The sequence below is a fragment of the Pseudomonas sp. BIGb0164 genome (assembly GCF_024810135.1).
Lineage (GTDB): Bacteria > Pseudomonadota > Gammaproteobacteria > Pseudomonadales > Pseudomonadaceae > Aquipseudomonas.
The window spans coordinates 321,451-344,285 of record NZ_JANUEA010000008.1 but is presented as its reverse complement, the minus strand read 5'-3'; the positions used below and the strand labels follow the sequence as shown (position 1 = coordinate 344,285).

Here is a 22,835-nt window from a genome sequence, read left to right as displayed (position 1 = left end):
CTTACAACTGCCAGGAGCCGATATCGGCATTCACGCCGTCGCCGTCCGGCTTGCCGTCCGCCCCCAGGGAGAACACATCCACTTCGCCGTTGGCGCCCGGGTTGAGGTAGTGATAAGGGTTGCCCCACGGGTCGTTCGGCAGGCGGTCGAGGTAGGCGCGCCAGTTGCTGTTCTTGGCATCGGCCGGGCGCTCCACCAGCACTTTCAAGCCCTGGTTCATGCTGGGGTAGGTGCCGTGGTCGAGGCGATACAGCTTGAGTGCCTGCATCAGCCCGCCGATGTCCTGTTTCGCCGCCGTGGCCCGTGCCTGGTCCGGGCGGTCCAGCACCTTGGGCACCACCATGACCGCCAGGATCCCGAGGATGACCACCACCACCATGATCTCGATCAGGGTGAAGCCACGTTGGCCGCGGGGGCCTGGCAATGGGGCGTTCAGGGGCGCGATATCCATCTCGACATTCCTTGGCTGGGGTTCAATTCGTGGCGCAGTGTTGCAAGAACACATGTCAGTCGTATTGAAAATCCTCGGGAGGTTTGGTCGCCAATCGGTCAACTGCCGGCGCTAGTCTGCGGGCCTGTTTCCAGGGTTTGAGAGCGCCATGGTCGGCCGTCGCAACGCGCAAGGTTTTACCCTCATTGAAGTGCTGGTGGCGCTGGCGATCATCGCCGTGGCCATGGCGGCCGCCGTGCGCGTGGCGGGCCTGATGACCCAGAGCAATGGGCTGCTGCGCGACAAGTCGATGGCCTTGCTGGCGGCCCAGAGCCGCCTGGCGGAGTTGCGCCTGGAGGGGCACCTGCGCACCGGCAAGAAGACGTTCGAGTGTGACCAGGGCCGCTTGAAGCTGCGCTGTGAGCAGACCATCAACGCCGATGGCCGCCTGTATCAGGTCAGGGTGCAGGTGCTGGACGCTAGCCGCGAGGCGCCGCCCCTGGCCCGCCTGGACACCCAGGTCATGGCCGAATGAACGGCGCCAGTTCCGGGGCCGGCGCCAGCTTGTCGAGGTGGACCCGCTGCTTCTCGCCACCGCGCTCGATCTCTACCCCATCGCCTTCGATGGCCGTGAGACGCACGCCGGGACTCACCCGTTCACCCAACAGAAAACTGCGCGGCGGGCCGTCGTTGAGGCTGAGGATCGCCACCGCGCCACGTGCCCCGGCGAGTACACCCGAGACCTTGATCTGCACCGCCGTCGGCGCATTCGAAAACCATTGCAGCGCCGGGCTGTCACTGCGTGCTGCCAAGGCCTGGGGGGTGGCCTGGGGCGTGTGGGATTCGGCCGAGGTGAGCAACAGCGGTGTCCAGACCGCCACGCCCGTCAGGGCCGCCAACACGCCCAGCGCCTGCGCGCCATGGGCCAGGGTAAAACGATGTGCGAATGCCATGTCCAGGACCTCCTGTTTGTCCGTGGCACCAGCCTACAGGCCAATTCGCACGTTTTTATTTCACAACCTCTCCAGTTCCCCCGGTGCCTTGCGATGAAACAACGCGGCTTCACCCTGATCGAGCTGATGGTGGTGCTGGTGATCATCGGCATCGCCAGCGCGGCCATCAGCCTCACCATCAAGCCCGACCCGCTGCACCTGCTGCGCAAGGACGCCGAGCGCCTGAGCCAACTGCTGCAAGTGGCCCAGGCCGAAGCCCGCGCCGACGGCCGCCCCATCACCTGGCGCGCCGATGCCAAGGGCTTTCGCTTCAACCGCCGCAGCGACGATGGGCTGGGCGTGGAGACCTTTAAAAACGACGATTCGCTACGACCACGCCTCTGGGAAAGCACACCGATGCAAATCAACATCGAACCCCGGCAGACCCTGGTGCTCAACGCCGAATGGATCAACCCGCCCGTACGTGTGGTGCTGTCCGACGGGCAACACAGCCTCAGCCTGCAACGCGACGCCACCGGCCTGCTACGCGTGGTAAGCCTGCCATGAACGCTGCGCAAAAAGGCTTCACGCTGATCGAAGTCATGGTCGCAATCATGCTGATGGCCGTGGTCAGCCTGATCGCCTGGCGTGGCCTGGACAGCGTCACCCGTGCCGACCAGCACTTGCAGGCCAGCACCGAGCAGACCGAAGCGCTGCTGCGTGCGCTGAACCAGATGCAGCGGGACATCAGCCTGCGCGCCAGTGTTGAATTGACGACGCCCGCCACCTCCCAGGAAGAGACAGACAAAACCGGCGGGCTCGCTGCCGTGACCGTGCGCAGTTCCGACAGCAAAGGCTTCCGGCTGGACGTGATCCGCAGTGCGCCCGCAGCCGGTGACGGCTTGCAACGCGTGCGCTGGTGGCTCAAGGGCGACAATCTCTACCGTGCAGCCGCGCCAGGCCGGGACCGTTTCCCGCTGCCGGCCGCGAAAGACGGCGTTGTTGTATTGACGGGCGTCAGCGACCTGCAGGTGCGGGTCTGGGAAGCGGACAAGGGTTGGCGACAGTTGAGTGGCAATCGACGGGAAGACCCGCTGGGCATGGAGATCAGCCTGGTACGGCAGACGCCCCAGGGCGTGGAACGGTATCGGCAGGTGATGGGACCGTTGAACTGATGCAACCTAGCTCAACAGCACCACCCCACCCGGCAACTCGGTGCACTTGGCGCCGTAAGCATCACGAATCAACAGCGCGACACCCGCCAACTGTTGCAGATTGAACCGCGCCTGCACCCGCCGTTGGCCCAATTGCTTGTTGAGCAACACCAGCATCCCCGGTCGGTAGCGGTTGATCTCATCCACCACCGTCGAAAGCGTTGCGTTGTTGAACACCAGCACCTGTTCACGCCATGCCACCACCGCCTGGGTGTCCACGGACACCGGCTCACCGATGCCGGCCGCGCCGTAGGTCAGTTGGCGGCCACTGTCGAGGCGCACGCTGCGCCCGGCCACGTCCACCGACAACCAACCTTCGAGGCAGGTCACGCACACGCTATGGTCGGTGTTGCGCACATTGAAGCGCGCCTGCCCGGCACTCACCGAGCCCTCACCGGCCTGAACCTTGAGCGGTTGCGCCACCCGGGCAAGCACCTCCACTTCACCTTCGAGCAATTCGATGCCCTGCCCCACCCGGCTGATGCGCGTCTGGGTGTTGAGTTCCAGGCTCACGCCCTCGCTCAGGACCACCTGGCGCTGCTCGCCGACTTCGGTCTTGTAGTCGGCGGTCAAGCCGGCAAACCCGCCCGGCACGCCGACACGCACCATCACCACGGCGGCCGAGGCAGCAATCGCCCCGCCGAGGAACGCGCGGCGCCCAAAATGCCGGGGCGCAGCCGATTGCTCGACGGCGCTGCCCAGTTGCTGCCACAACCGCTTGGCCTGTTCGAACGCCTGGGCATGTTCCGGGCTCTGGTCGCACCAGGCGCGCAGCGCCTTGGCGTCGGCCACGGTGGCGCGGCCCGAGGTCAGCAGCAGCAGCCAGTCGCGGGCTTCATCGTGCAGGGGGCTGGCGGCGGATTGCCGGGCGGCGGAGAGGCTAAAAATGTTCAAGCGCGCAAATACTCACGGATTTATCAGGGACTCGACACTAAGACGGTTTTCCGGCCCCGGGACCGAACCGCTGAATCACTTTTCTTTCCAGACGCTTGGCGCAATGGCCCAGGGCGGCCTTGATTTCCTTCTCGACCATGCGCGTGGAGATGCCGAAACGCTGGGAGATTTCCAGGTGCGGCGCTTCTTCCAGGCGCGCCGCGATGAGGATTTTGCGCCGGCGTGCCGGCAACTCGTAGAGCGCCTTGACCAGGGACTGGATCTCACGCTGGCCCCCCACCACCCGCGACGGGTCCAGGGCTTCGTCGCCGGTCTGCAGCAGCTCTTCGACTTCGCTGCCGGTGAGCAAACGCGCGTCGGCCTGGCGGCGGTCGGCGGCAATGTTCAAGGCCATGCGGTACAGGTAGGCGTTGGGCTGTTGCAGGTTCGGCGGCACGTCCATGCGGTCGACCCGCAGATAGGTTTCGTGCAGGACGTCGTTGGCCAGGTCCTCGGAGCCCAGGCGCTTGCGCAAACGCACCTTGAAGTCCTCGTAGGACGCCAGGAACAAGCTGACCATCGTACTGTGCCCGGTGTTTTTCATCCGCCCGTGGCTCCTTTCCCTGCTGTGCATTCCATGCGCATTCCTGTTGTGTCGGGCATCAAAAGTAAGGTCACCGGCTGGCGCAGCGAGCTGGGTGCCGGACGCTCGACCCGGGCGGCGCCCAGGCCACGCACCAGGGCTTCGTCGCGTTGCGTGTCACCCGTGGAACTGACCAGCCGGCTGTGTTCAATCACCCCTTGCGGGTTGACCCACACCTGCACCAGCGCGCGAAAAGTCCCCGGGCGGGTCAGCGGTACGCGGCACAGGCTGGCTTCGATCGCCTGCTGCAACGCGGCGGCGTAGCTGCTGTTGAGCCGCGCGGCGTTGCGTGCAGTCACCCCGCGCGGCGCAGGGGCCTGATCGATGTCGGGGCGTTGCAAGGTGAACGCATCGTTGCGTGCATAACGTGCCATCAGGCCACTCCCTGTCAGCAACATCGCCAGTGCTTCTTGCGCCGTGTAGTGCCCACGCACACCGATGGAGCGCCGGCCCCGCGTCAACTCACGGTCCACCAGTACCGCCATGCCGGTGGCACGGCTGTACGCTTGCAGTGCGTGTTCCAGGTCTTGCGCGGGCAGGTCCAGAAACAACAGCGGCGACTCGGCGATCGCCGGCTGCGCACCTGCCAGCAGCCATAGCAAGACCAGGGCGCATGTGGCGCGCCTCAAGCTCCCCTGCCCACCCCCCGCTCTGCATCGCTGCACGGCTGACGTGTCCTTGAAAACCGTCATCCTGAGGCCAGTTTATGAACCTGATGTTACGGTGATAGCAAAAAAAACATCACGGTGACGGCAAGCCCGCTGCACTACACTTGCCAGGGTTGACGGCCCCCTTCGCGGGCCTGCCAGGAGGCCCCGATGAAGCGCTTTGCCCCCCTTGCCAGCCTGTTGCTGTGCGTCGTATTGCCATGGGTCGCCCACGCCGAAACCGCTGCTCCAAGCTGCACGGAAGTCACGGTGGATGGGTATAAGGCGCCCGACTATGGCTGCCTGAGCCAGCAGATGGGCAACACGCCGGACGCCGCCAAGGCCGCGCAGAAAAACCGCGAGGCCCAGCACATTCCGGTAGAGAAGCGGCCGCCGAACCAGGTGGGGTTATCCACACCGGCGGCGACCAGCATTCGCATGGGCAATACGTTCGGGACGTCGGTCAAGCCGCAACGTCCCTGAGCATCAGGCCGCGCTGGCCAGGGCCCCTGGCGCCTGCGTCACCGCCGGGTGGCTGCTGGCGACGAAGTCTTCCTTGCGCAACACCACCAGGGCAATCAACGACACCACACCGGTGGCCACGTAGAAGTACCACGGCGAGGTGATGTCGCCCGTCACCTTGATCAGCCAGGTGGAGATCAGCGGCGCGCTGCCGCCGAACACCGCCACCGGCACGTTGTACGCCACGGCAATCCCGGTGGAACGAATACGGGTGGGCAGCAGCTCGCTCATCAGCGCATAGGTGGACGACGCATACAGCCCGAACAGGATCGCCACCGCCATCAACGGCGCAAAGAACGACGCCGGTGTGGCCGTGGGTGCCGACTTGAACAGCCAGAACATCGCCAGGGTGGCCAAGGTGCCGACCACCATCAGGAACGGCTTGCGCCCGTACTTGTCGGTGAACGCACCCCCGAACGGCATCACAAACGCCGCCGAGAAACTCGCCACGAATACGTAGAGCAAAGTGGTGCCGCTGTCGAACTTGAGGATCTTGGCCATGTAGGTCGACGCGAACGTCAGCACCAGGTAGAAGATCGAGCTGTGCAGGGTGATGATGAAAAACACCAGGGCAATCGCCCGCTTCCACTGCCAGACCTCACGCAGCGGCGCGCGGGAGGTTTGCCCGGCGCGCTGCAGGGCGAGGAACTCGGGGCTGTCTTCAAGCTTGAGGCGGATGTACATGGAGATAAAGCCCAGCGGCGCGGCGATCAGGAACGGCACGCGCCACGCCCACTCCTGCATCACGTCGGCGCCCAGCACCCAGGTCATGCCATTGGCCACGGCGCCGCCCAACAGCAGGCCCAGCACAGCAGTGACCATCAGCCAGCAAGTGGCAAAGCCGCGTCGGCCAGGGCCGGCGTATTCGGAGATAAAGCTGGTAACCGTGCCGATCTCGCCACCGGCCGAGAAACCCTGCACGCAGCGCACCAGGATCAGCAGGATCGGCGCGGCGATACCCAGGGTGGCGTAGGTGGGCAACAGGCCGAGCAACACCGTGGAACCGGTCATCATCACCAGCGCCATGATCAGGGTCTTGCGACGGCCGATCTTGTCGGCCAGCGGGCCGAAGAACAGCCCGCCCAGCGGCCGGATGAAGAAGCTCAGGGCAAACGCGGCGAAGCTTGCCAGCAGGCTGGTGGTGGGGTCATCGGAGACAAAAAACGCCTGGCCGATGTACACGGCGAGAAAGCCGTAGACGCCATAGTCGTACCACTCGATCAAGTGGCCGGAGGTGGCACCGAGAAACGCACGGCGCCGCTTGCGGACCGTGTCTTGCGCGTGAATGCCCATTGCAGGGACTCCTTGTCTGTTATCTATCCATGGAAAACGGGTTCAGCGAACGGCGGCGATACTCCCTGCTTTCAACAGCTGTCGCAAGTCGGTCTTGAGGATTTTGCCGTAGCTGTTCTTCGGCAGCTCATCGCGGAACAGGTATTTCTTGGGTTTCTTGAACGAGGCCATGCGCTCGAGAAACCAGGCAGTCAATTCAGCATCGTCCAGGGCCTGACCGCTGCGGGTCACCACAAACGCCACCACCGACTCGCCCCACTGCGCGTCCGGTTCGCCCACCACGCACACTTCAAACACCTCGGGGTGCAGGGCCAACACTTCCTCGACTTCACGGGGGTACACGTTGCTACCGCCGGTGATGATCACGTCCTTGGAACGGTCCGTGAGGGTCAGGTAGCCAGCCGGGTCGAGAAAACCGATATCGCCGGTCAACAGCCAGCCGTCTACCAAGGCTTGCTCGCAAGCGTGGGGGTTGCGCCAGTAGCCTTGCATTACCGTGGCACCGCGCACGGCAATTTCACCCCGCTCGCCAGTGGGCACCGGCTGGTGCTCGGCATCCAGAATGCGGATTTCCACACAGGATTGCGCGTGACCGACGGATGCGGCCAGGGTCGCCCAATCCGGCCGCTGGCGGTCGGCGATCAGTGCGCGCGGCAGCACGCTGATGGTCATCGGGCTTTCGCCCTGGCCGTAGATCTGTACAAAGCGCGGGCCGAAGGTGTCCAGGGCTTCGCGCAGGTCCGCCAGGTACATCGGGCCGCCGCCGTAGACGACGGTCTTGATGCCCTCGCCGGTATAACCCTGGCGCCGAGCCTGTTCGACCATGCGCTTGACCATGGTGGGCGCGGCGAACAACGAAACGTTGCCCAGTTCAGCCGCGAGCCCGAACAGCTCGGCGGCATCAAAGCCGCCCGAGGCCGGCACCACGTGCCGGGCACCGCAGCGCACGTGGATGAAGTTGTAGAGCCCCGCGCCATGGGACATCGGCGCGGCATATACCACCGCATCATCGCCACTCACCGGGTCGACATCGGTGGGGTAACACAGCGACATCGCCATGAGGTTGCCATGGGACAGCATCACGCCCTTGGAGCGCCCGGTGGTGCCGGAGGTGTAAAACAGCCAGGCGAGGTCTGAGTCCTGGCGTGGCACCGGGTGTTCCAAGGTGGGCCATGGGCGTGTCGGGGGCAGCACGTGGCCGTCCAGCTCCTTGCAGCCTGTAGGCAGGTCGCGTGAGGCAAACACCCTGCCGCCATCGGTGAAGATCAGGCGCGCTTCAGCGTTAGTCGCGATCCACGCGGCTTCGGTCGGGTGCAGCTTGGCGTTGATCGGCACCGCGACCGCGCCCATCCACCAGATGGCGTAGAGCAACTCCAGGTAGTCGCCGCTGTTTTTCATCAGCACCGCCACCGCATCGCCGGGCCCCAGCCCGTACTGGTCCACCAGGCAGGCGGCGCGTTGGCGGGCATGGGCGGCGAAGGTGGCGTAGTCGGCGGTTTGCCGCGTACCGTCGAACAGTGCGGGGCGTTGGGGGTCGCGGCGTTGGGTGTCATGCAGCCAGTTGGCAATGTTCATGGTTCAGCAACGCCGCGCATGGAGGACCGAGGCATAGTTGGCCACCGCCATCCCGCCCATGTTGAACACCAGACCGAACTCGGGGTTGGGCACGGCCAGGCCGATGGGTTCGCCGGTGAGTTGGCGGAACGCCAGGGCATGCATCGATACCCCGGTGGCCCCCACCGGATGCCCCTTGGCCTTGAGGCCACCGGACAGGTTCACCGGCAAGCGCCCGCCGGCGCGCACTACGCCGCTGTCGAGCACGCGATGGCCCTCGCCTTTGGGCGCCAGGCCCATGGCTTCATAGATCAGCAATTCGGCGATGGTGAAGCAGTCATGCACCTCGGCAAAGCTCAGGTCGGCCAGGGTGATGTTCGCCCCGCGCAACGCTGCGTGGATCGCCCGCTGCGGGCCTTCAAACGCGAGAATGTCGCGCTGGGCGATGGGCAGGCAGTCGTTGACCTGGGTCATCGCGCAGATCTGCACGTCACGGCGAAAGGCACGGGCGCGCTTGGGCGAGGCCAGGATGATGGCGGCGGCGCCGTCGCTGATCAGCGAGCAGTCAGTGAGGCGCAGGGAGTCGGCCACAAACGGGTTGCTCGGAGACACGTTGTTGCAATGCTCGAAATCCATCACCCGGTGCATCTGCGCCAGCGGGTTGGCCATGGCATTGGAGTGGTTCTTGGTGGCGATGGCCGCCATCGACGCCAGCGGGCAGTGATAGCGCTCCGCGTATTGTCGGGCCGCACGGCCAAACAGCTGCGGAAAGCTCAGGCCGGCTTCTGCCGGGTCATTCTGGTAGCCGGCGCCGGCCAGGGCCTGAGTGACGGCCGCCGTGGAGGTGTGGGTCATCTTTTCGGCACCGACCACCAGCACCAACTCGGCGCTGCCGGACAGGATCGCGTTCACCCCGGCCTGGATCGCCGCCGAGCCGGATGCACAGGCGTTTTCGCAGCGCGTGGCCGGCTTGAAGCGTAGCCCCGGGTCGGCCTGCAGCAGCAGAGAAGAGGCAAAGCCGTCAGGCACCAGCCCCGCGTTGAAATGCCCGAGGAACACCGCATCGATCTGCGCGGCATCAATGGCCGCATCCACCAGGGCTTCACGGGTGACTTGCACGATCAGGTCTTCAAGGGTGGTGCCTTCCAGGCGACCAAAACGCGAATGACCGGCGGCAACAATGGAGACGCTTTGAGCAGTCATAATCAATTTCTTCTGTTTTTGGTGCGTACATTCCCTACAATGCCCCACCACTGGTCGCTCGCCAATTCGTGTAACTACTTACACGGATAAGTAGCCTCCAGGTGAGAAAAACAACGAGGCAGGATGCCTGATGACCGTGTTTACCCGGCAATTTCCCGACATCGAACGCCTGGCGTTCCAACGCTCCCCCGCACCGCAGCTGGTGACCAGCCACCGCGTGATGATCGACTGCAACGAAGCCTTCCTGCAGTTGTTCGGCTACCCGCGCGAGGCCCTGCTCAACCAGTTGACCCTGTTGATCTACCCGTCCCAGGCCGACTACCACGCCATCGGCAAGCGCAGCCACGACTGGCTGCTCGACAGCGACAACGGTTTCTACTCCGACGAGCGTTTCATGCAGCACAAAAACGGTGAAGTGTTCTGGGCCAAATCCCATGGCTACACCCTCACGCCCGAGGACCCGTTCAAGCTGATGATCTGGCACTTCGAACGCCTGGACCGCGCCCACCAGGGCACCGGCGACCTCACGCCACGGGAGCGGGAAATCGCCCTGTTGATCGTCAACGGCTACAAGTCCAAGGAAATCGCCCTGCGCCTGGCGATCTCCCATCGTACGGTGGAAGTGCACCGCGCGCGGTTGATGAAGAAGCTGCAGGCCAAGACGGTGGTGGAGCTGGTGTCGAAGATCATCCCGACCAACTGAGCGAACGGCACTTCAAGCGCGGTAGAACACGCCGCAGGACACTTCCTTGTAGAGGTGGTCGGTCCAGCCGCTGTTGTGTATGTAGATCTGCTGGCGGGAGCGGAATTTGTCGACGCCGCGCTTGTTCAGCATATTTTCGTGCCAGTTGGCGTAGATCAGCATGCCTTCGATGTCTTCGATGGTTGCCAAATCGTCTATACCGCTCGTAAAGGACGGCACGCCCAGGCAGATGCTGAAGGTGACGTCGGGATGTGCCTCCCGAAGCTCGGCCAAGCGCCGGATGTGATCGGCTTGTTGCAGACGTATCGAAACAGTCTGACGGTAGGTCATGCCGATGTAGTAAGGCAGCCACTCCCCGCCTTTCCTCGCGACGACCGCATAGAAATAGGCGTAGTCGTCCTCGGGGATCGCGCCGCAATACAACACGTCATGGGGCACGGGTTTTGTCCAGGCAACGTCGACATTCACGTCGAACCACTCAGGCCAGGACGCGTTAAAGGGGCTGTCTATCATGTCATTCCTTATCAGGCCGACCGGCCACAATCCTTAGGGTTGCAAACGCCAAAGGCGCAGCGAGGGCGAACCATAGCCAAATGCATGGCTATACGCTACCACCCCTGACAAAATCCATTCACCCCTACACATGGCACCCCTGATCGCGATGAATGATACGGACGACTCTCGCAACACCCAATTGGACCGACTGGCGCTGGCCCTGGCGGTCTTCAAGCAGTACGTCGAGATCAAGAACAAAAGCCAGTTCCAGGACAACAACCTGCTCGCCGAGTCGTTGATTGCCGATTTGCTGCCGTTGCTGAGTGATTGGGGAAACTTCATCAACCTCAACGCGCACAACCCCCAGCAACGTGGGATCGATCTGCTGTCGTGTGATGGGCTTACCGGCGTTCAAGTGACGGTGAGTCGAACCGCCGACAAGGTCAAACACACCCTGGACCAGTTCGCCAAACTGCCGAACAAACCCCGCGAACTGTACATCGTGATGATTTGCGGGCGCCTGGAAGACAGCCGCTACCGCTCGCTTGGTCCGAAGATTGAAAGCGCCGGCATCGTCTTTAACTCAACAGAACACATTCTTGACCTGCAGGGCCTGTTCCGCTTGGCGTCGAACAACAGCCAGGCACGCCTGGCAGACGCCATCGCACGGCTGGAAAGTGAAATGGGTAAACGCGCACTGGCCATGCTCGGCAGTTTCAACAAGAACGCCGACCGTGTTCTGCAGGTCAGGTACGCCCACGGTATCGGCGGCCCGCAGTTCAACAAAATACTGGGCCTTGACCCTAGGGCTGCACCGGGCGATCTCACCACGCCACAAGGGCTCCAACCTTGGCTAACGCCCACCCTTTGCGCGTCAATCGCCGAACAATTTAATGTACCGCTGGACTGGCTCAACGGCACCGACGACCGAACGGGCGATGCATACAACAGCTCCCCGTGGCGCACCTCGGGCGACGTCATGGGGCTGCTCCATGGCATTGCCGAACGCTACCGCGCGGCGCATTTCTACATTGTGACGCCTGAAGAAATCGGCAACCCATTCGATAGCCCCCAAGGCAGCCTGGTGCAGCGCGATGACATCCCCTTCCTGGTGTTCTACAAGGCCTGCGGCACCTACGGCGACGTGTTTGCACACTTGGGCATACAGCCATGGAACATCCCTCACCACCGTCAGGCGGCGTTGTTTCTAGGCACCGTTATCCGTGACTTTTCGCGGCAGGGGCTCGGGCACTTTTCCGTCAGTTGGGAGCAGTGGCCGCGCGACGCGATCCTGGCGAGTTGCGCCGGCACCTTGCTGGTTGAGCTGATGCAGCAAGACGACCGATTGCCCTTGGATGAGCGGGACGCCATCCGTTTCAACGGCCGCTGGGAATTCCAGGGGCAACCGGCAATGAGCGCTCAATTCAACGATGAGTTTCTACCCACAGTCGCCAAGGGATTTGAACACCTGCAGCAGATGGAACAGTGCTGCCGATTGCTTCAGGAACGGCTGGATACACAAGCCGCCTGGGACAACATTCCACCCCCGGCGCCCGGCGCCAAGCGGGTTGACGGCTACCTGGCCTGTGACATCGCACACCTCTGCCAGTCGCCGGTACGTTGCGCAGACGCACAGGGCAGCGAGTACGCGCTGAGCGCTGAGAGCGCCCGCACGTTGATCAGCGAGCAACTGGAGATGGCCGCCTCTGACCCGAAAAAGCGCTTCATCTACCTCGACATCCGGGTCGACCCTGCCGCCCTTTGAAAGCCGTTGACGGTTTTTTCATGGCGAGTGTCGGGCAAGCGTGCCGAGAGGGTCGGCGGCGTGGTGTTGATGCGGGTGGGTGCAACAACTTTGTACGAGCACCTGTCGGCCTGCCCCCCGCCTGGACGACTCTCCCCCTGCAGGAGCCGGCGCCTACAGGGGGGTGTGCGTTAGGCCGCGTGGCTTTCCTTTTTCAGGCTCTGCATGTCGATGACGAAGCGGTATTTCACATCGCCCTTGAGCATCCGCTCATAAGCTTCGTTGATGCTCTGGATATCGATCATCTCGATGTCCGAGACGATCTTGTGCTTGGCGCAGAAGTCGAGCATGTCCTGGGTTTCCTGGATGCCGCCGATCAACGAACCCGCCAGGCTGCGGCGCTTGAAGATCAGGTTGAACACCGCCGGCGACGGGTGCGGGCTGTCGGGCGCGCCAACCAGGGTCATGGTGCCGTCGCGCTTGAGCAGGCTGATGAACGCATCAAGGTTGTGCGGTGCGGCGACGGTGTTGAGGATGAAGTCCAGGCTGTTGGCAACCTTGGCCATTTCATCCGCGTTCTTCGACACCACCACCTGGTCGGCGCCCAGGCGCAGGCCGTCTTCGCGTTTGTTGGGCGAGGTGGTGAACAGCGTGACGTGGGCGCCCATGGCATGGGCGATTTTCACCGCCATGTGGCCCAGGCCGCCAAGGCCGACCACGCCAACCTTCTTGCCCGGGCCGACCTTCCAGTGGTGCAGCGGCGAATAGGTGGTGATACCGGCGCAGAGCAACGGTGCCACGGCCGCCAGGTTGGCATCGCCGTGGGAGATGCGCAGCACGAATTGTTCCTTGACCACGATGTTGTCCGAGTAACCGCCGAAGGTGTTCTCACCCCCGAACATCGGTCCGTTGTAGGTGCCGGTAAAGCCGTTTTCGCAGTACTGCTCTTCGCCCTCGGCGCAGGATGCGCAGTGCTGGCAACTGTCGACCATGCAACCGACACCGGCCAGGTCGCCCACTTTGAACTTCTTCACATTGGCGCCCACCGCCGTGACGCGGCCGACGATTTCATGGCCCGGTACCGAGGGGTACAGGGTGTTGTTCCATTCGTTGCGCACGGTGTGCAGGTCGGAGTGGCAGACCCCACAGAAGAGAATGTCGATCTGTACGTCATCAGCCCCCGGCGCGCGGCGCTCGAAGGTGTAGGGCTTGAGGGAATCCTTGGCGTTCTGGGCGGCGTAGCTGTAAGTCTTAGCCATTTCGTTCACCTGTGTGATCTGACGTTGGAGGTCAGTGGACCAGCATAGACGCTGAACCGTTCAACCGAGCACATCCGTACAAGCCCTTCGTCCGGTTTGGCGCAATAGTGCGACGTAATGCTTTCACCCCACCCTCCCAGGAGTTTTCCATGAGCACATTCGTTGCCAAAGACGGTACGCAGATCTACTTCAAGGATTGGGGCAGCGGCAAGCCCGTGCTGTTCAGCCACGGCTGGCCGCTGGATGCCGATATGTGGGAATACCAGATGGAATACCTGAGCAGCCGGGGTTTTCGCACCATCGCGTTCGACCGTCGCGGCTTCGGGCGTTCGGACCAGCCGTGGACCGGCAACGACTACAACACCTTCGCCGATGACATCGCCCAGTTGATCGAACACCTGGACCTCAAGGACGTGACCCTGGTGGGCTTCTCCATGGGCGGCGGCGACGTGGCGCGCTACCTCGCCCGCCACGGCAGCGCCCGCGTGGCCGGCCTGGTGTTGCTGGGCGCGGTTACCCCGCTGTTCGGCCAGAAACCGGATTACCCACAAGGCGTGCCCACCGCCGTGTTCGACGGCATCAAGGCCGGGTTGCTCAAGGACCGCGCGCAGTTCATCGCCGACTTCAACACGCCGTTCTTCGGGATCAACAAGGGCCAGACCGTCTCCGCCGGCGTGTTGACCCAGACCTTGCAAATCGCTTTACAGGCCTCGCTCAAGTCCACGGTGGATTGCGTCACTGCGTTCTCCGAGACGGACTTCCGCCCGGACATGGCGAAGATCGACGTGCCAACCCTGGTGATTCACGGCGATGGCGACCAGATCGTGCCGTTCGAGACCACCGGCAAGGTCGCCGCCGAGCTGATCAAGGGCGCCCAGTTGAAGGTCTACAAGGATGCGCCGCATGGTTTTGCGGTCACCCATACCCAAGCGCTGAACGAAGACCTGCTGGCCTTCCTTAACCGCTGATCCCCTGCCGCCACGGTGCATCTGATGCACCACGGCGCTCTTGTAGTGAGCGAGCTTGCTCGCGCTGGGTGGCGCAGCCGCCCCAACCCCTGCCACCGCGGTGTACCTGATGCACCGCGGCGCGGGGCAAGCCCGCTCACTACAAGCTGGGGGTCACACGCCGATGCCGGTAAACGCCGCGACGATTTCATCGATCACCACCCGCACCCGTGCGGTGTGGCGCAGGTCGGCGTGGGTCACCAGCCAGACGTCATAAGGCAAGGTCCGGGTCCGCTCGGGCCAGACGCGCACCAGCCCGTCGCGCTCGCCGGTGTCCACTGGCAATTCACCCAGGCCAATACCGGCGGCGATGGAACGGCGCACCAACAGGCTGGACCCCACCGCCGCCACAATGCGCCCACGTCCCAGCGGCTCGTTGACCAGCGCCAGGTCTTTCTGGCTGTGCAGGTGCGGGTGATAGACCACCAGGTCGTGGCCTTCAAACACGCTGCCCGGTTCAGGCACGCCGTGACGGTCGATGTAACCCTGGGACGCAAATAACCCCACCGGCCAGCGAGCGATGCGCCGGGCAAGCAGGTCGGGGTTTTCCGGGCGGGTGTTGCGCACGGCGATATCGGCTTCGCGCTTGGCCAGGCTGAGGATCTGGGTGGTGGCGTCCAACTGCACGCGCACGTCGGGGTGCTTGTCGTGCAGGCAGGCGATGGCCGGGATCAGGAAGTCGATGGCCAGGGAATCGGTGGTGCTGACCCGCACGGTGCCGGTCAGGCGGTCATCCAGGCCCTGGATCTGGCGCTCAAGTTCAATCGCCGAGCGCTCCATCTTTTCCACCGACAGCAGGGCCGCCTCGCCCACCGCCGTCAGCGCATAGCCTTCGGACGTGCGCAAAAACAACGTCGCGTTCAAGGACTTTTCCAAGGCGTTGACCCGTCGACCGACCGTCGCCTGGTCCACCCCCAACACCCGTGCGGCCCCGCGCAAGGTCGACTCGCGGCACACCGCCAGGAACACCCGCGCATCATCCCAGTTCATATACACCTCCCCCGCTGCATATATGCATCAGTGACTTGCCAAATCGCAGCATTATTGCATCAAAGATCGCCGTTATGCTGGGCGCCATGGAAACACCACTGAATCAATGACCGCGCCTTGCGGTCCCACCCCATACGTTCACCGTTACAGGATTCGCACCATGACCCTGCCAGCACAGATGACCCTGATTGAAATCACCACCCCGGGCGGCCCCGAGGTACTCAAGCCACGTCAGCAGCCCGTGCCCTCCCCGGCACCGGGCGAAATCCTGATTCGCGTGCACGCCGCCGGGGTCAACCGCCCCGACGCCTTGCAACGCGCCGGCACCTACCCGATGCGCCCCGGCATGAGCCCGTTTCCTGGGCTGGAAGTGGCCGGCGAAGTGGTGGCGTTGGGCGAAGGTGTCAGTGCATACGCGATTGGCGACAAGGTCTGCGCCCTGACCAACGGCGGTGGCTATGCGCAATTCTGCGCGGTACCGGCCGGCCAGGCCCTGCCCGTTCCCGACGGGATGGACTGGGTACACGCGGCCGCAATCCCGGAAACCTTCTTCACCGTCTGGGCCAACCTGTTCGGCTTGGGTGGCGCGCACAAAGGCCAGCGCGTGCTGATCCACGGCGGCACCAGCGGTATCGGCACCACCGCCTTGATGCTGTGCCGCGAGCTGGGCATCCAGGCCTTCGCCACGGCCGGCAGCGAAGATAAATGCGCGGCCATCCGTGCCCTGGGCGCCGAGGCCATCAATTACCGCGAGCAGGATTTTGCCGAGGTCATCGCCCAGAAAACCGAGGGCCAGGGTGTGAATGTGATCCTCGACATCATGGGTGGCTCCTACTTCAACAACAACCTCAAGGCCCTGGCCATGGACGGCCGGCTGGTGATGCTGGGCTTCCTCGGCGGCGCCCGGGCCAATGACGTGGACCTGTTGACCATCCTCGGCAAGCGCGCAGTCGTTACCGGTTCACTGCTGCGCCCGCGCACCGGCGAGGAAAAAGCGGCAATTGCCGCCCAGCTGCGTGAGCACGTTTGGCCGCTGCTGTCGGCCGGACGCTGCCTGCCGATGATCGACCAGGTGTTCGACTACACCGCGGCCGACCAGGCGCATGCACGGATGGAAGGTGGGGATCACATCGGCAAGATTGTGTTGCGGGTTATCTAACACCACCGTCACCCACCTGTGGGAGCGGGCTTGCTCGCGAAAGCACCCTATCAGTCACTCAATCACCGACTGATCCACCGCCTTCGCGAGCAAGCCCGCTCCCACATTGTTTTGAACATCTGTGCTTCTACAGGTAGGCGGGATAATCGGTATACCCCTGCTCCGAGCCCCCGTACATCCCTTCCACCCGCAGTGGATTCAACGGCCAGCCATTGAACAGCCGCTGCGGCAGGTCCGGGTTGGCGATGAACGGGCGACCAAAGCCGATCAAGTCCGCCAGCCCCGCCTCGACCAACCGCGCACCGCGCTCGGCGGTGTAGCGGCCGGCGTAGATGATCCGCCCGCTGAAGGTATCGCGCACATCACGGCGGAACGTGTCCGGCAGTTCCGGGGCATTGTCCCAGTCGGCTTCGGCGATGGACACGTAGGCGATTCCCGCCGCCTCCAACACCTTGATCGCTTCGAGGTAGGTGTAATGCGGGTCCTCTTCCACCAGGCCGATGTACACGCGGTCCTGGTCGGTGCCGCTGAACAAGGGCGAGCACCGCACGCCCAGGCGCTGCGGGCCGACCACCTCACTCACGGCAGCGACGATTTCACGCAGGAAACGCAGGCGGTTGTGCACCGAGCCGCCGTATTCGTCGTCACGGGTGTTGGCGTGCGCCGAAATGAATTGGTTGACCAGGTAGCCGTTGGCCGAATGAATCTCCACACCGTCAAAACCCGCCGCCATCGCGTTGCGTGCGGCCTCGGCATACAGGCGGACCAAGTCCTTGACCTCCTCAGTCCTTAGCGCGCGAGGAACCGGCGGTTGCACCAACTCCCCGGCCCCCGGCGCGGTTTCGATAAAGGCTTTGACCTGCTGGGGCTGGAGAGCCGACGGCGCCACTGGGGCCGCTCCCTCTGGCTGCAGGCCGTGGTGAGACACGCGCCCCACATGCCACAGCTGGGCAAAGATCACCCCGCCTTCGCTATGCACGGCATCCGTGACCTTACGCCAGCCCTCGACCTGCTCCGGCGTGTAGATGCCCGGCGTCCAGGCGTAGCCCTGGCCACGGGGTTCGATCTGCGTGCCTTCACTGACCATAAAGCCCGCCGTGGCGCGCTGGCGGTAATACTGCGCCATCAGGTCGGTGGCGATATCACCGGGTTGGGCGCTGCGTTGGCGGGTCAGCGGCGGCAGCACAATACGATTGCGCAAGGTATGGCCGCCCAGCGTGACCGGGGTGCTTAAAATGGGGTCTGTCATGGGAGGTTTTCCAAATCCTGGACGAGCAAAAGCATTGGCGACTCCTGGGAGTCGCCAATCAATAAGGGGATTAATTAAATTACGCGGTGAGTTTCAGCAGGGCCTTGGCCACGTCACTGGAGCTGCCAGGGTTTTGCCCGGTCACCAACGTGCCGTCCACGATCACGAAGGATTGCCAGTCAGCGCCCTTCTCGTACAGGCCGCCCAGTTTCTTGAATTCGTCCTCCACCAGGAACGGCACCACATCGGTCAGTTCTACGGCGGCTTCTTCCGAGTTGGAGAACCCGGTCACGCGGCGGTCCTTGACCAGCGGCTCACCGTTGGCGGCCTTGACATGGCGCAACGCACCCGGCGCGTGGCACACGAAACCGATAGGCTTGCCGGCCCGCTCGAACGCCTCGATCAGGGCGATGGAGGTGGGCGATTCGGCCAGGTCCCACAGCGGGCCGTGGCCGCCGGGGTAAAACACCGTGTCGAAGTCGGCGGCGCTCACCGTGTCCAGCTTCACGGTGTTGGCCAGGGCCTGTTGCGCAGCCGGGTCGGCGGCGAAGCGGTGGGTCTGCTCGGTCTGGAAGTCCGGCAGGTCGCTGACCGGGTCCAGCGGCGGCTGACCACCGGCTGGGGATGCCAGCACGATCTGGGCACCGGCGTCCTTGAACGCGTAATAGGGTGCAGCAAACTCTTCAAGCCAGAAGCCGGTCTTGCGGCCGGTGTCTCCCAACTGATCGTGAGAGGTCAATACCATCAATACTTTCATTGTCGAGTGCCTCGGGATGAGTGTGGGTTGAAGCTTAGGAGCCGGGGGGTGTTGCCACAACGTCATATCCGCAAGGTTTTCGGACATACCCGATGGCAGTTGCCGTTTGCCCACCCGCCGCCGACAATCCCCCTCTTGCCATGCCCCTTGGAGAATAACGATGCACAGTGTTGCGCTGCTGGTTTACCCAAATTTCGAATGCCTGAGCCTCAGCGTGGCCTCGGTGTTCGAATGCGCGAACCTGTTGCAGGGCGAGCCGGCCTACGAATTCCACCTGGTGTCGGAAAACGGCGGCGCAGTGATGACGTCCCAGGGTTTCTCGGTGAATACCACGCCGATCCGGCCACAGGGCTATGACACATTGATCGTCGGCGGCTACATGGAGTTCCGCCTGCCGGAGGCCAGCCTGCTGGAGCAGGTCAAGGCCGCTTCGGCCCAGTCGCGGCGCGTGGCCTCGCTGTGCATGGGCATCTTCGTGCTGGCCGACGCCGGCCTGCTGGAAGGCAAGCGCACCACCACCCACTGGATCCACGCGCCGGCCTTTCGCAAGCGTTATCCGCATATCCAGTTGGAAGAAGACAAGTTGTTCGTGGTGGATGGCCAGGTGTGGACCGGGGCCGGCATGAGCGCCGGCGTGGACCTGGCACTGGCCATGGTGGAGAACGACCTGGGCCACGACCTCGCCCGGCGCATCGCACGCAAGCTGGTGATCGCCCAGCGTCGGGGCAGCGAGCAGTCGCAGGTGTCGGCACTGCTGGAACTGGACCCCAGGTCCGACCGCGTGCAACTGGCCCTGGCCTATGCCCGCGAGAACCTCACCCACGACCTGTCGGTGGACGCCCTGGCCGATGTGGCGCGCTTGAGCCCACGCCAGTTCAGCCGGGTGTTCCGCGAGGAAACCGGGCAAACGCCGGCCAAGGCCATCGAGTCGCTGCGGGTGGAAGCCGCCCGGGTGCTGATGGAAACCAGCCGCCACCCGGTCGAGGTGGTGGCCCGCGAAACCGGCTTCGGTGATCGCGAGCGCATGCGCCAGGCCTTCCTGCGGGCCTTCGGGCAACCGCCCCAGGCCATGCAGCAGGTGTTCAGGAGCTAGAACGCCTAGCGGCAGTGGTAAGGGCTTTCGCTCTTGAGTTCTTCGCCGGTGTGGAAGTCGCGGATGGTCACCGTGGCTTTCGGGAAGTTGCTGCAGAACGCGTTGCGCGAGGAGTAGATCGCACTGCCATGGCTGGTCATTACCATCTTGATCGGCTGCCCATTGGCGTCCACCGCCGTGACGTTGTAATCGCCGGACATCGTCACGCAACCGCCCAGGGTCAACAACATCGCGGCACTGACAAGCATTTTTGGCAAAGGGAACAAGCTCATTTCGCTTCCTTGTGAAATTCAGGGCCAGAGCGGCCGACGAGTCTAGGAGCTAACAGGCTCGGCTAAGTTCAACCTTATCGTCAACCCTCTCCCGGCTGGTAGCCGAACAGCGACTTCACCTCCAGGTAATCCTCCAGGCCGAACACCCCCCACTCGCGCCCGTTGCCCGATTGCTTGTAACCACCGAACGGCGCGCCGTTGTCAGCCTTGCTGCCATTGAGATGAACCATACCAGTGCGCAAGCGCCGTGCCACGGCCTGCGCCCGTTCCAGGCTGCCGGCACTGACATAGCCCGACAGACCATAGGGGCTGTCATTGGCGAGGGCGATGGCGTGTTCTTCGCTGTCATAGGGGATGATCACCAGCACCGGGCCGAACACTTCCTCACGGGCGATGGGCGAGTTCGGGTCGACATCTGCGAATACCGTCGGCCTTGCGTAGAACCCGGTGGTCATACCTTCGGGCCGCCCCACGCCGCCGCACACCGGTGCAATGTCCACGCTACCCAGCAACGCCTGTACCCGTTCGAACTGCGCCTGGTTGGCCAAGGGGCCCATGGCGCTCCCTGGGTGGCTGTCGTCAAAGCAGATGCCAGCAGCGACGTCTCGGGCAATCGCCAACGCACGGGCCTGCAAGGCACGGGGCACCAGCATGCGCGTCGGCGCATTGCACGACTGCCCGCTGTTGCGAAAACAACTGCTCACGCCATGGCGCACAGCGGCGTCCAGATCAGCATCGGCCAGGATCAGGTTGGCCGACTTGCCGCCCAATTCCTGGGACACCCGCTTGACCGTATCCGCCGCTGCCTTCGCCACCGCAATGCCCGCACCGGTGGAACCGGTGAACGACACCATGTCGATACCGGCATGCCGAGCGATGCCGTCCCCGAGGGTCGGCCCATCACCGTTGACCAGGTTGAATACCCCCTTGGGCACGCCGGCCTGATGCAGGATGTCCGCCAGCAACATGGCCGACAGCGGTGCTTTTTCACTCGGCTTGAGTACCATGCTGCACCCCGCCGCCAGGGCCGGGGCGAGCTTGCAGGTGAGCTGGTTGAGCGGCCAGTTCCACGGTGTGATCAAGCCGCACACGCCGATCGGCTCGCGGCTGATCAGCGTGCTGCCGTGGAGTTGGTCGAAGGCATAGTCCTTGAGTACCTCATGGGCGCGCTGCAAGTGGCCCAGACCTGCCGGGACGTGCGCGCTGCGGGCCAGGGACAACGGTGCGCCCATCTCCTGGTGCACACACTGCGCCAGCGTTTCGCTGTGTTGGCGGTAGCCGTCGATGATGGCGGCCAGCAGGTCCAGGCGCTGTTCGCGGGACCACTGCGCGTAGCCGTTGAATCCTCGCCTGGCCGCCGTCACGGCACGGTCAAGGTCGACGGTAGTGCCCAGGCTGATGGTCGCGATGGTGCGTTCGGTGGAGGGATTGATCACCGGCAAGGTTTCACCGCCCGACGGTTTGACCCAGGCACCGTCAATATAGAAATCCAGGCTGTTCATCGGGTGGCCTCAAGGGCGTGGCCCAAGGTGTTGAAAACCAGCGCGACCTGTTCTTCGTCGATGATCAACGGTGGCGACAGCACGATGTTTTCCCCGGAAGCCCGCACTAGCACACCGGCGTCGAAACAGCGCTGCGCCACCTCGCCCGCCCTGGCGCCCGGGGCACCGTCGCGGGGTTTGAGTTCGACGGCACACAGCAAGCCGATGGCGCGCACGTCCTGCACCCACGGGTTATCACGCAACCCCAGTGCGGTGCGCTGCCACAGCGGCGCAATCTGCTGCACACGGGCATTGATGCCCAGTGCCCCATGCACCTCCAGGGTGGCCAAACCGGCCGCGCAGGCCAGCGGATGGGCGGAATAGGTGTAGCCATGCATCAGCTCGATGGCCTGTTCCGGGCCTTGCATGAAAGCCTCATACACCGTGCCGCTGACCAGCACACCGCCCATGGGCACGGCACCGTTGGTGAGCCCTTTGGCCAGGCACATCAGGTCTGGCGTCACACCGAACGCCTGGGCGGCGAACGAATGCCCCACGCGCCCGAAGCCGGTGATGACCTCGTCGAAAATCAGCAACAATCCATGGCGATCACACAGCTCGCGCAGCTTTTGCAGGTAGCCCAGTGGCGGTGCATACACCCCACCGGAACCGGTGACCGGCTCGACAATCACCGCCGCCACAGTGGCCGGGTCGTGGACCTCCAGCAGTTGCAGCAGCGCATCGGCATAGTGCGCACCCTGCTCCGGCTGGCCGGCGCTGAACCGCGAACCCGCGTCATAGGGCAACGGCAAGTGCGCTACGTCACCGAGCAACGGGCCGAAATCACGTTTCTGCCGGCCGATCCCCGACACCGACAACCCGCCAAACCCCATGCCGTGATAGCCCTTGGCACGGCCGATTAACTTGGTCCTGCGGCAATCGCCCCGGGCCTGGTGGTAGGCACGGGCGATCTTCAGCGCAGTGTCCACCGCTTCGGAACCGGAGTTGGTGAAAAACACCTTGTCCAGGCCGGCCGGGGCCGTGGCCACCAGGCGATCGGCCAGGGTCAGCGCGGCCGGGTGGCTCATCTTGAACGAGGACACGAAGTCCAGGCGCCCCGCCGCTTCACGAATCGCCTCGACGATCTGCGCCTGGCCATGCCCGGCATTGACGCACCACAGCCCGGCCATGGCATCCAGCACCTGGCGGCCTTCAGGCGTGGTGTAGTGCATGCCGGCCGCGCGGTCGAACAGCATCGGCTGGCGATTGAACGGGCGCATCGCAGTAAACGGGGCCCACAGGGATGAGGTCATGA

25 protein-coding genes and 1 pseudogene are annotated in these 22,835 nt (G+C 63.9%); 10 read left to right on the top strand and 16 right to left on the bottom strand.

The features are described from left to right. Position 1 precedes the first annotated feature (1 nt). Positions 2–451, bottom strand: coding sequence for a type II secretion system major pseudopilin GspG (gspG, locus tag M2394_RS22270; protein ID WP_259174607.1), 450 nt, complete (start codon positions 449–451; stop codon positions 2–4). Between the two features lie 148 nt (positions 452–599). On the opposite strand from gspG, the gene gspI reads away from it, so the two are divergent. Then, positions 600–965, top strand: coding sequence for a type II secretion system minor pseudopilin GspI (gene gspI / locus M2394_RS22265; RefSeq protein ID WP_176997719.1), 366 nt, complete (start codon positions 600–602; stop codon positions 963–965). Here gspI and M2394_RS22260 read toward each other — a convergent pair. After that, complete coding sequence (locus tag M2394_RS22260) at positions 952–1,383, bottom strand: type II secretion system protein N (RefSeq protein WP_259174606.1); 432 nt, start codon at positions 1,381–1,383, stop codon at positions 952–954. The two genes, gspI and M2394_RS22260, sit on opposite strands and share 14 nt — an antisense overlap. A gap of 93 nt (positions 1,384–1,476) precedes the next feature. Between M2394_RS22260 and gspH the strand changes: the two genes are divergently transcribed. Beyond that, on the top strand, positions 1,477–1,929 hold the full coding sequence (gene gspH, locus M2394_RS22255; RefSeq protein ID WP_259174605.1) for a type II secretion system minor pseudopilin GspH: 453 nt from the start codon (positions 1,477–1,479) through the stop codon (positions 1,927–1,929). Then, the gene (locus tag M2394_RS22250; RefSeq protein ID WP_259174604.1) at positions 1,926–2,537 is read left to right on the top strand and encodes a type II secretion system protein GspJ; all 612 of its coding nucleotides are present in this window, start codon (positions 1,926–1,928) and stop codon (positions 2,535–2,537) included. The genes gspH and M2394_RS22250 overlap by 4 nt, the downstream gene beginning before the upstream one ends. A gap of 6 nt (positions 2,538–2,543) precedes the next feature. Here M2394_RS22250 and M2394_RS22245 read toward each other — a convergent pair whose 3' ends face one another. From M2394_RS22245 to M2394_RS22235, 3 genes are read right to left on the bottom strand one after another with little or no spacing between them, the layout of a single operon-like run. Further along, complete coding sequence (locus M2394_RS22245; protein ID WP_259174603.1) at positions 2,544–3,470, bottom strand: FecR domain-containing protein; 927 nt, start codon at positions 3,468–3,470, stop codon at positions 2,544–2,546. Positions 3,471–3,507: 37 nt separating this feature from the next. Next, positions 3,508–4,053 (bottom strand): RNA polymerase sigma factor, encoded by a 546-nt coding sequence (locus M2394_RS22240; RefSeq protein WP_176997714.1) that lies wholly within the window; start codon positions 4,051–4,053, stop codon positions 3,508–3,510. Further along, the gene (locus M2394_RS22235) at positions 4,050–4,694 is read right to left on the bottom strand and encodes a secretin and TonB N-terminal domain-containing protein (protein ID WP_259174602.1); all 645 of its coding nucleotides are present in this window, start codon (positions 4,692–4,694) and stop codon (positions 4,050–4,052) included. The genes M2394_RS22240 and M2394_RS22235 overlap by 4 nt, the downstream gene beginning before the upstream one ends. 216 nt (positions 4,695–4,910) lie before the next feature. Here M2394_RS22235 and M2394_RS22230 point away from each other — a divergent pair, with 216 nt between their 5' ends. Beyond that, a complete protein-coding gene (locus M2394_RS22230) occupies positions 4,911–5,222 on the top strand; it encodes a hypothetical protein (RefSeq protein WP_259174601.1) in 312 nt (103 codons plus the stop codon). A 3-nt stretch (positions 5,223–5,225) separates the two neighbouring features. On the opposite strand, the gene M2394_RS22225 is transcribed toward M2394_RS22230, so the two are convergent. The 3 genes from M2394_RS22225 to M2394_RS22215 are packed head-to-tail and all read right to left on the bottom strand — an operon-like array spanning position 5,226 to position 9,311. Further along, positions 5,226–6,554 carry an MFS transporter gene (locus tag M2394_RS22225; RefSeq protein WP_259174600.1) on the bottom strand — a complete coding sequence of 443 codons (1,329 nt, stop codon included), beginning with the start codon at positions 6,552–6,554 and terminating at the stop codon, positions 5,226–5,228. A gap of 42 nt (positions 6,555–6,596) precedes the next feature. Beyond that, positions 6,597–8,129: a class I adenylate-forming enzyme family protein gene (locus M2394_RS22220; RefSeq protein WP_259174599.1), complete on the bottom strand. Its 1,533-nt coding sequence runs from the start codon at positions 8,127–8,129 to the stop codon at positions 6,597–6,599. Positions 8,130–8,132: 3 nt separating this feature from the next. Beyond that, on the bottom strand, positions 8,133–9,311 hold the full coding sequence (locus M2394_RS22215) for an acetyl-CoA acetyltransferase (protein WP_178919708.1): 1,179 nt from the start codon (positions 9,309–9,311) through the stop codon (positions 8,133–8,135). 130 nt (positions 9,312–9,441) lie between these two features. Between M2394_RS22215 and M2394_RS22210 the strand changes: the two genes are divergently transcribed. Next, entirely contained in the window at positions 9,442–10,014 is a 573-nt protein-coding gene (locus tag M2394_RS22210; RefSeq protein WP_178919707.1) for a LuxR C-terminal-related transcriptional regulator, read from the top strand. A 12-nt stretch (positions 10,015–10,026) separates the two neighbouring features. Here the strand turns inward: M2394_RS22210 and M2394_RS22205 are convergent, their stop codons facing one another. Beyond that, the gene (locus tag M2394_RS22205; protein ID WP_259174598.1) at positions 10,027–10,527 is read right to left on the bottom strand and encodes a hypothetical protein; all 501 of its coding nucleotides are present in this window, start codon (positions 10,525–10,527) and stop codon (positions 10,027–10,029) included. Positions 10,528–10,675: 148 nt separating this feature from the next. On the opposite strand from M2394_RS22205, the gene M2394_RS22200 reads away from it, so the two are divergent. Both M2394_RS22200 and M2394_RS22195 read left to right on the top strand, forming a co-directional pair. Then, a complete protein-coding gene (locus M2394_RS22200; protein ID WP_259174597.1) occupies positions 10,676–12,274 on the top strand; it encodes an SMEK domain-containing protein in 1,599 nt (532 codons plus the stop codon). A 27-nt stretch (positions 12,275–12,301) separates the two neighbouring features. Beyond that, positions 12,302–12,448: pseudogene (locus tag M2394_RS22195) on the top strand (hypothetical protein); the annotation flags it as partial. On the opposite strand, the gene M2394_RS22190 reads toward M2394_RS22195, so the two are convergent. Then, positions 12,445–13,512 carry an NAD(P)-dependent alcohol dehydrogenase gene (locus tag M2394_RS22190; protein WP_259174596.1) on the bottom strand — a complete coding sequence of 356 codons (1,068 nt, stop codon included), beginning with the start codon at positions 13,510–13,512 and terminating at the stop codon, positions 12,445–12,447. The pseudogene M2394_RS22195 and the gene M2394_RS22190 sit on opposite strands and share 4 nt — an antisense overlap. Positions 13,513–13,661: 149 nt before the next feature. Here M2394_RS22190 and M2394_RS22185 point away from each other — a divergent pair, with 149 nt between their 5' ends. After that, on the top strand, positions 13,662–14,480 hold the full coding sequence (locus tag M2394_RS22185; protein WP_259174595.1) for an alpha/beta fold hydrolase: 819 nt from the start codon (positions 13,662–13,664) through the stop codon (positions 14,478–14,480). A 153-nt stretch (positions 14,481–14,633) separates the two neighbouring features. On the opposite strand, the gene M2394_RS22180 is transcribed toward M2394_RS22185, so the two are convergent. Continuing rightward, on the bottom strand, positions 14,634–15,509 hold the full coding sequence (locus M2394_RS22180; RefSeq protein ID WP_259174594.1) for a LysR family transcriptional regulator: 876 nt from the start codon (positions 15,507–15,509) through the stop codon (positions 14,634–14,636). Between the two features lie 160 nt (positions 15,510–15,669). On the opposite strand from M2394_RS22180, the gene M2394_RS22175 reads away from it, so the two are divergent. Continuing rightward, positions 15,670–16,668, top strand: coding sequence for an NAD(P)H-quinone oxidoreductase (locus M2394_RS22175; RefSeq protein WP_259174593.1), 999 nt, complete (start codon positions 15,670–15,672; stop codon positions 16,666–16,668). A 127-nt stretch (positions 16,669–16,795) separates the two neighbouring features. Here M2394_RS22175 and M2394_RS22170 read toward each other — a convergent pair whose 3' ends face one another. Together M2394_RS22170 and M2394_RS22165 are read right to left on the bottom strand one after the other, a co-directional pair. Next, on the bottom strand, positions 16,796–17,917 hold the full coding sequence (locus M2394_RS22170; RefSeq protein WP_259174591.1) for an alkene reductase: 1,122 nt from the start codon (positions 17,915–17,917) through the stop codon (positions 16,796–16,798). Between the two features lie 79 nt (positions 17,918–17,996). Then, the gene (locus M2394_RS22165; protein ID WP_259174590.1) at positions 17,997–18,674 is read right to left on the bottom strand and encodes a type 1 glutamine amidotransferase domain-containing protein; all 678 of its coding nucleotides are present in this window, start codon (positions 18,672–18,674) and stop codon (positions 17,997–17,999) included. 160 nt (positions 18,675–18,834) lie between these two features. Between M2394_RS22165 and M2394_RS22160 the strand changes: the two genes are divergently transcribed. Then, entirely contained in the window at positions 18,835–19,767 is a 933-nt protein-coding gene (locus M2394_RS22160; protein ID WP_178919699.1) for a GlxA family transcriptional regulator, read from the top strand. Between the two features lie 5 nt (positions 19,768–19,772). Here the strand turns inward: M2394_RS22160 and M2394_RS22155 are convergent, their stop codons facing one another. The 3 genes from M2394_RS22155 to M2394_RS22145 all read right to left on the bottom strand — a co-directional run bounded on the left by M2394_RS22155 (position 19,773) and on the right by M2394_RS22145 (position 22,833). Next, positions 19,773–20,039: a hypothetical protein gene (locus tag M2394_RS22155; RefSeq protein ID WP_256732825.1), complete on the bottom strand. Its 267-nt coding sequence runs from the start codon at positions 20,037–20,039 to the stop codon at positions 19,773–19,775. A gap of 80 nt (positions 20,040–20,119) precedes the next feature. Then, on the bottom strand, positions 20,120–21,541 hold the full coding sequence (locus tag M2394_RS22150) for an aldehyde dehydrogenase family protein (protein ID WP_259174589.1): 1,422 nt from the start codon (positions 21,539–21,541) through the stop codon (positions 20,120–20,122). Further along, on the bottom strand, positions 21,538–22,833 hold the full coding sequence (locus tag M2394_RS22145) for an aminotransferase class III-fold pyridoxal phosphate-dependent enzyme (RefSeq protein WP_259174588.1): 1,296 nt from the start codon (positions 22,831–22,833) through the stop codon (positions 21,538–21,540). Before M2394_RS22145 ends, M2394_RS22150 begins: the two co-directional genes overlap by 4 nt. Between the last annotated feature and the right edge of the window lie 2 nt (positions 22,834–22,835).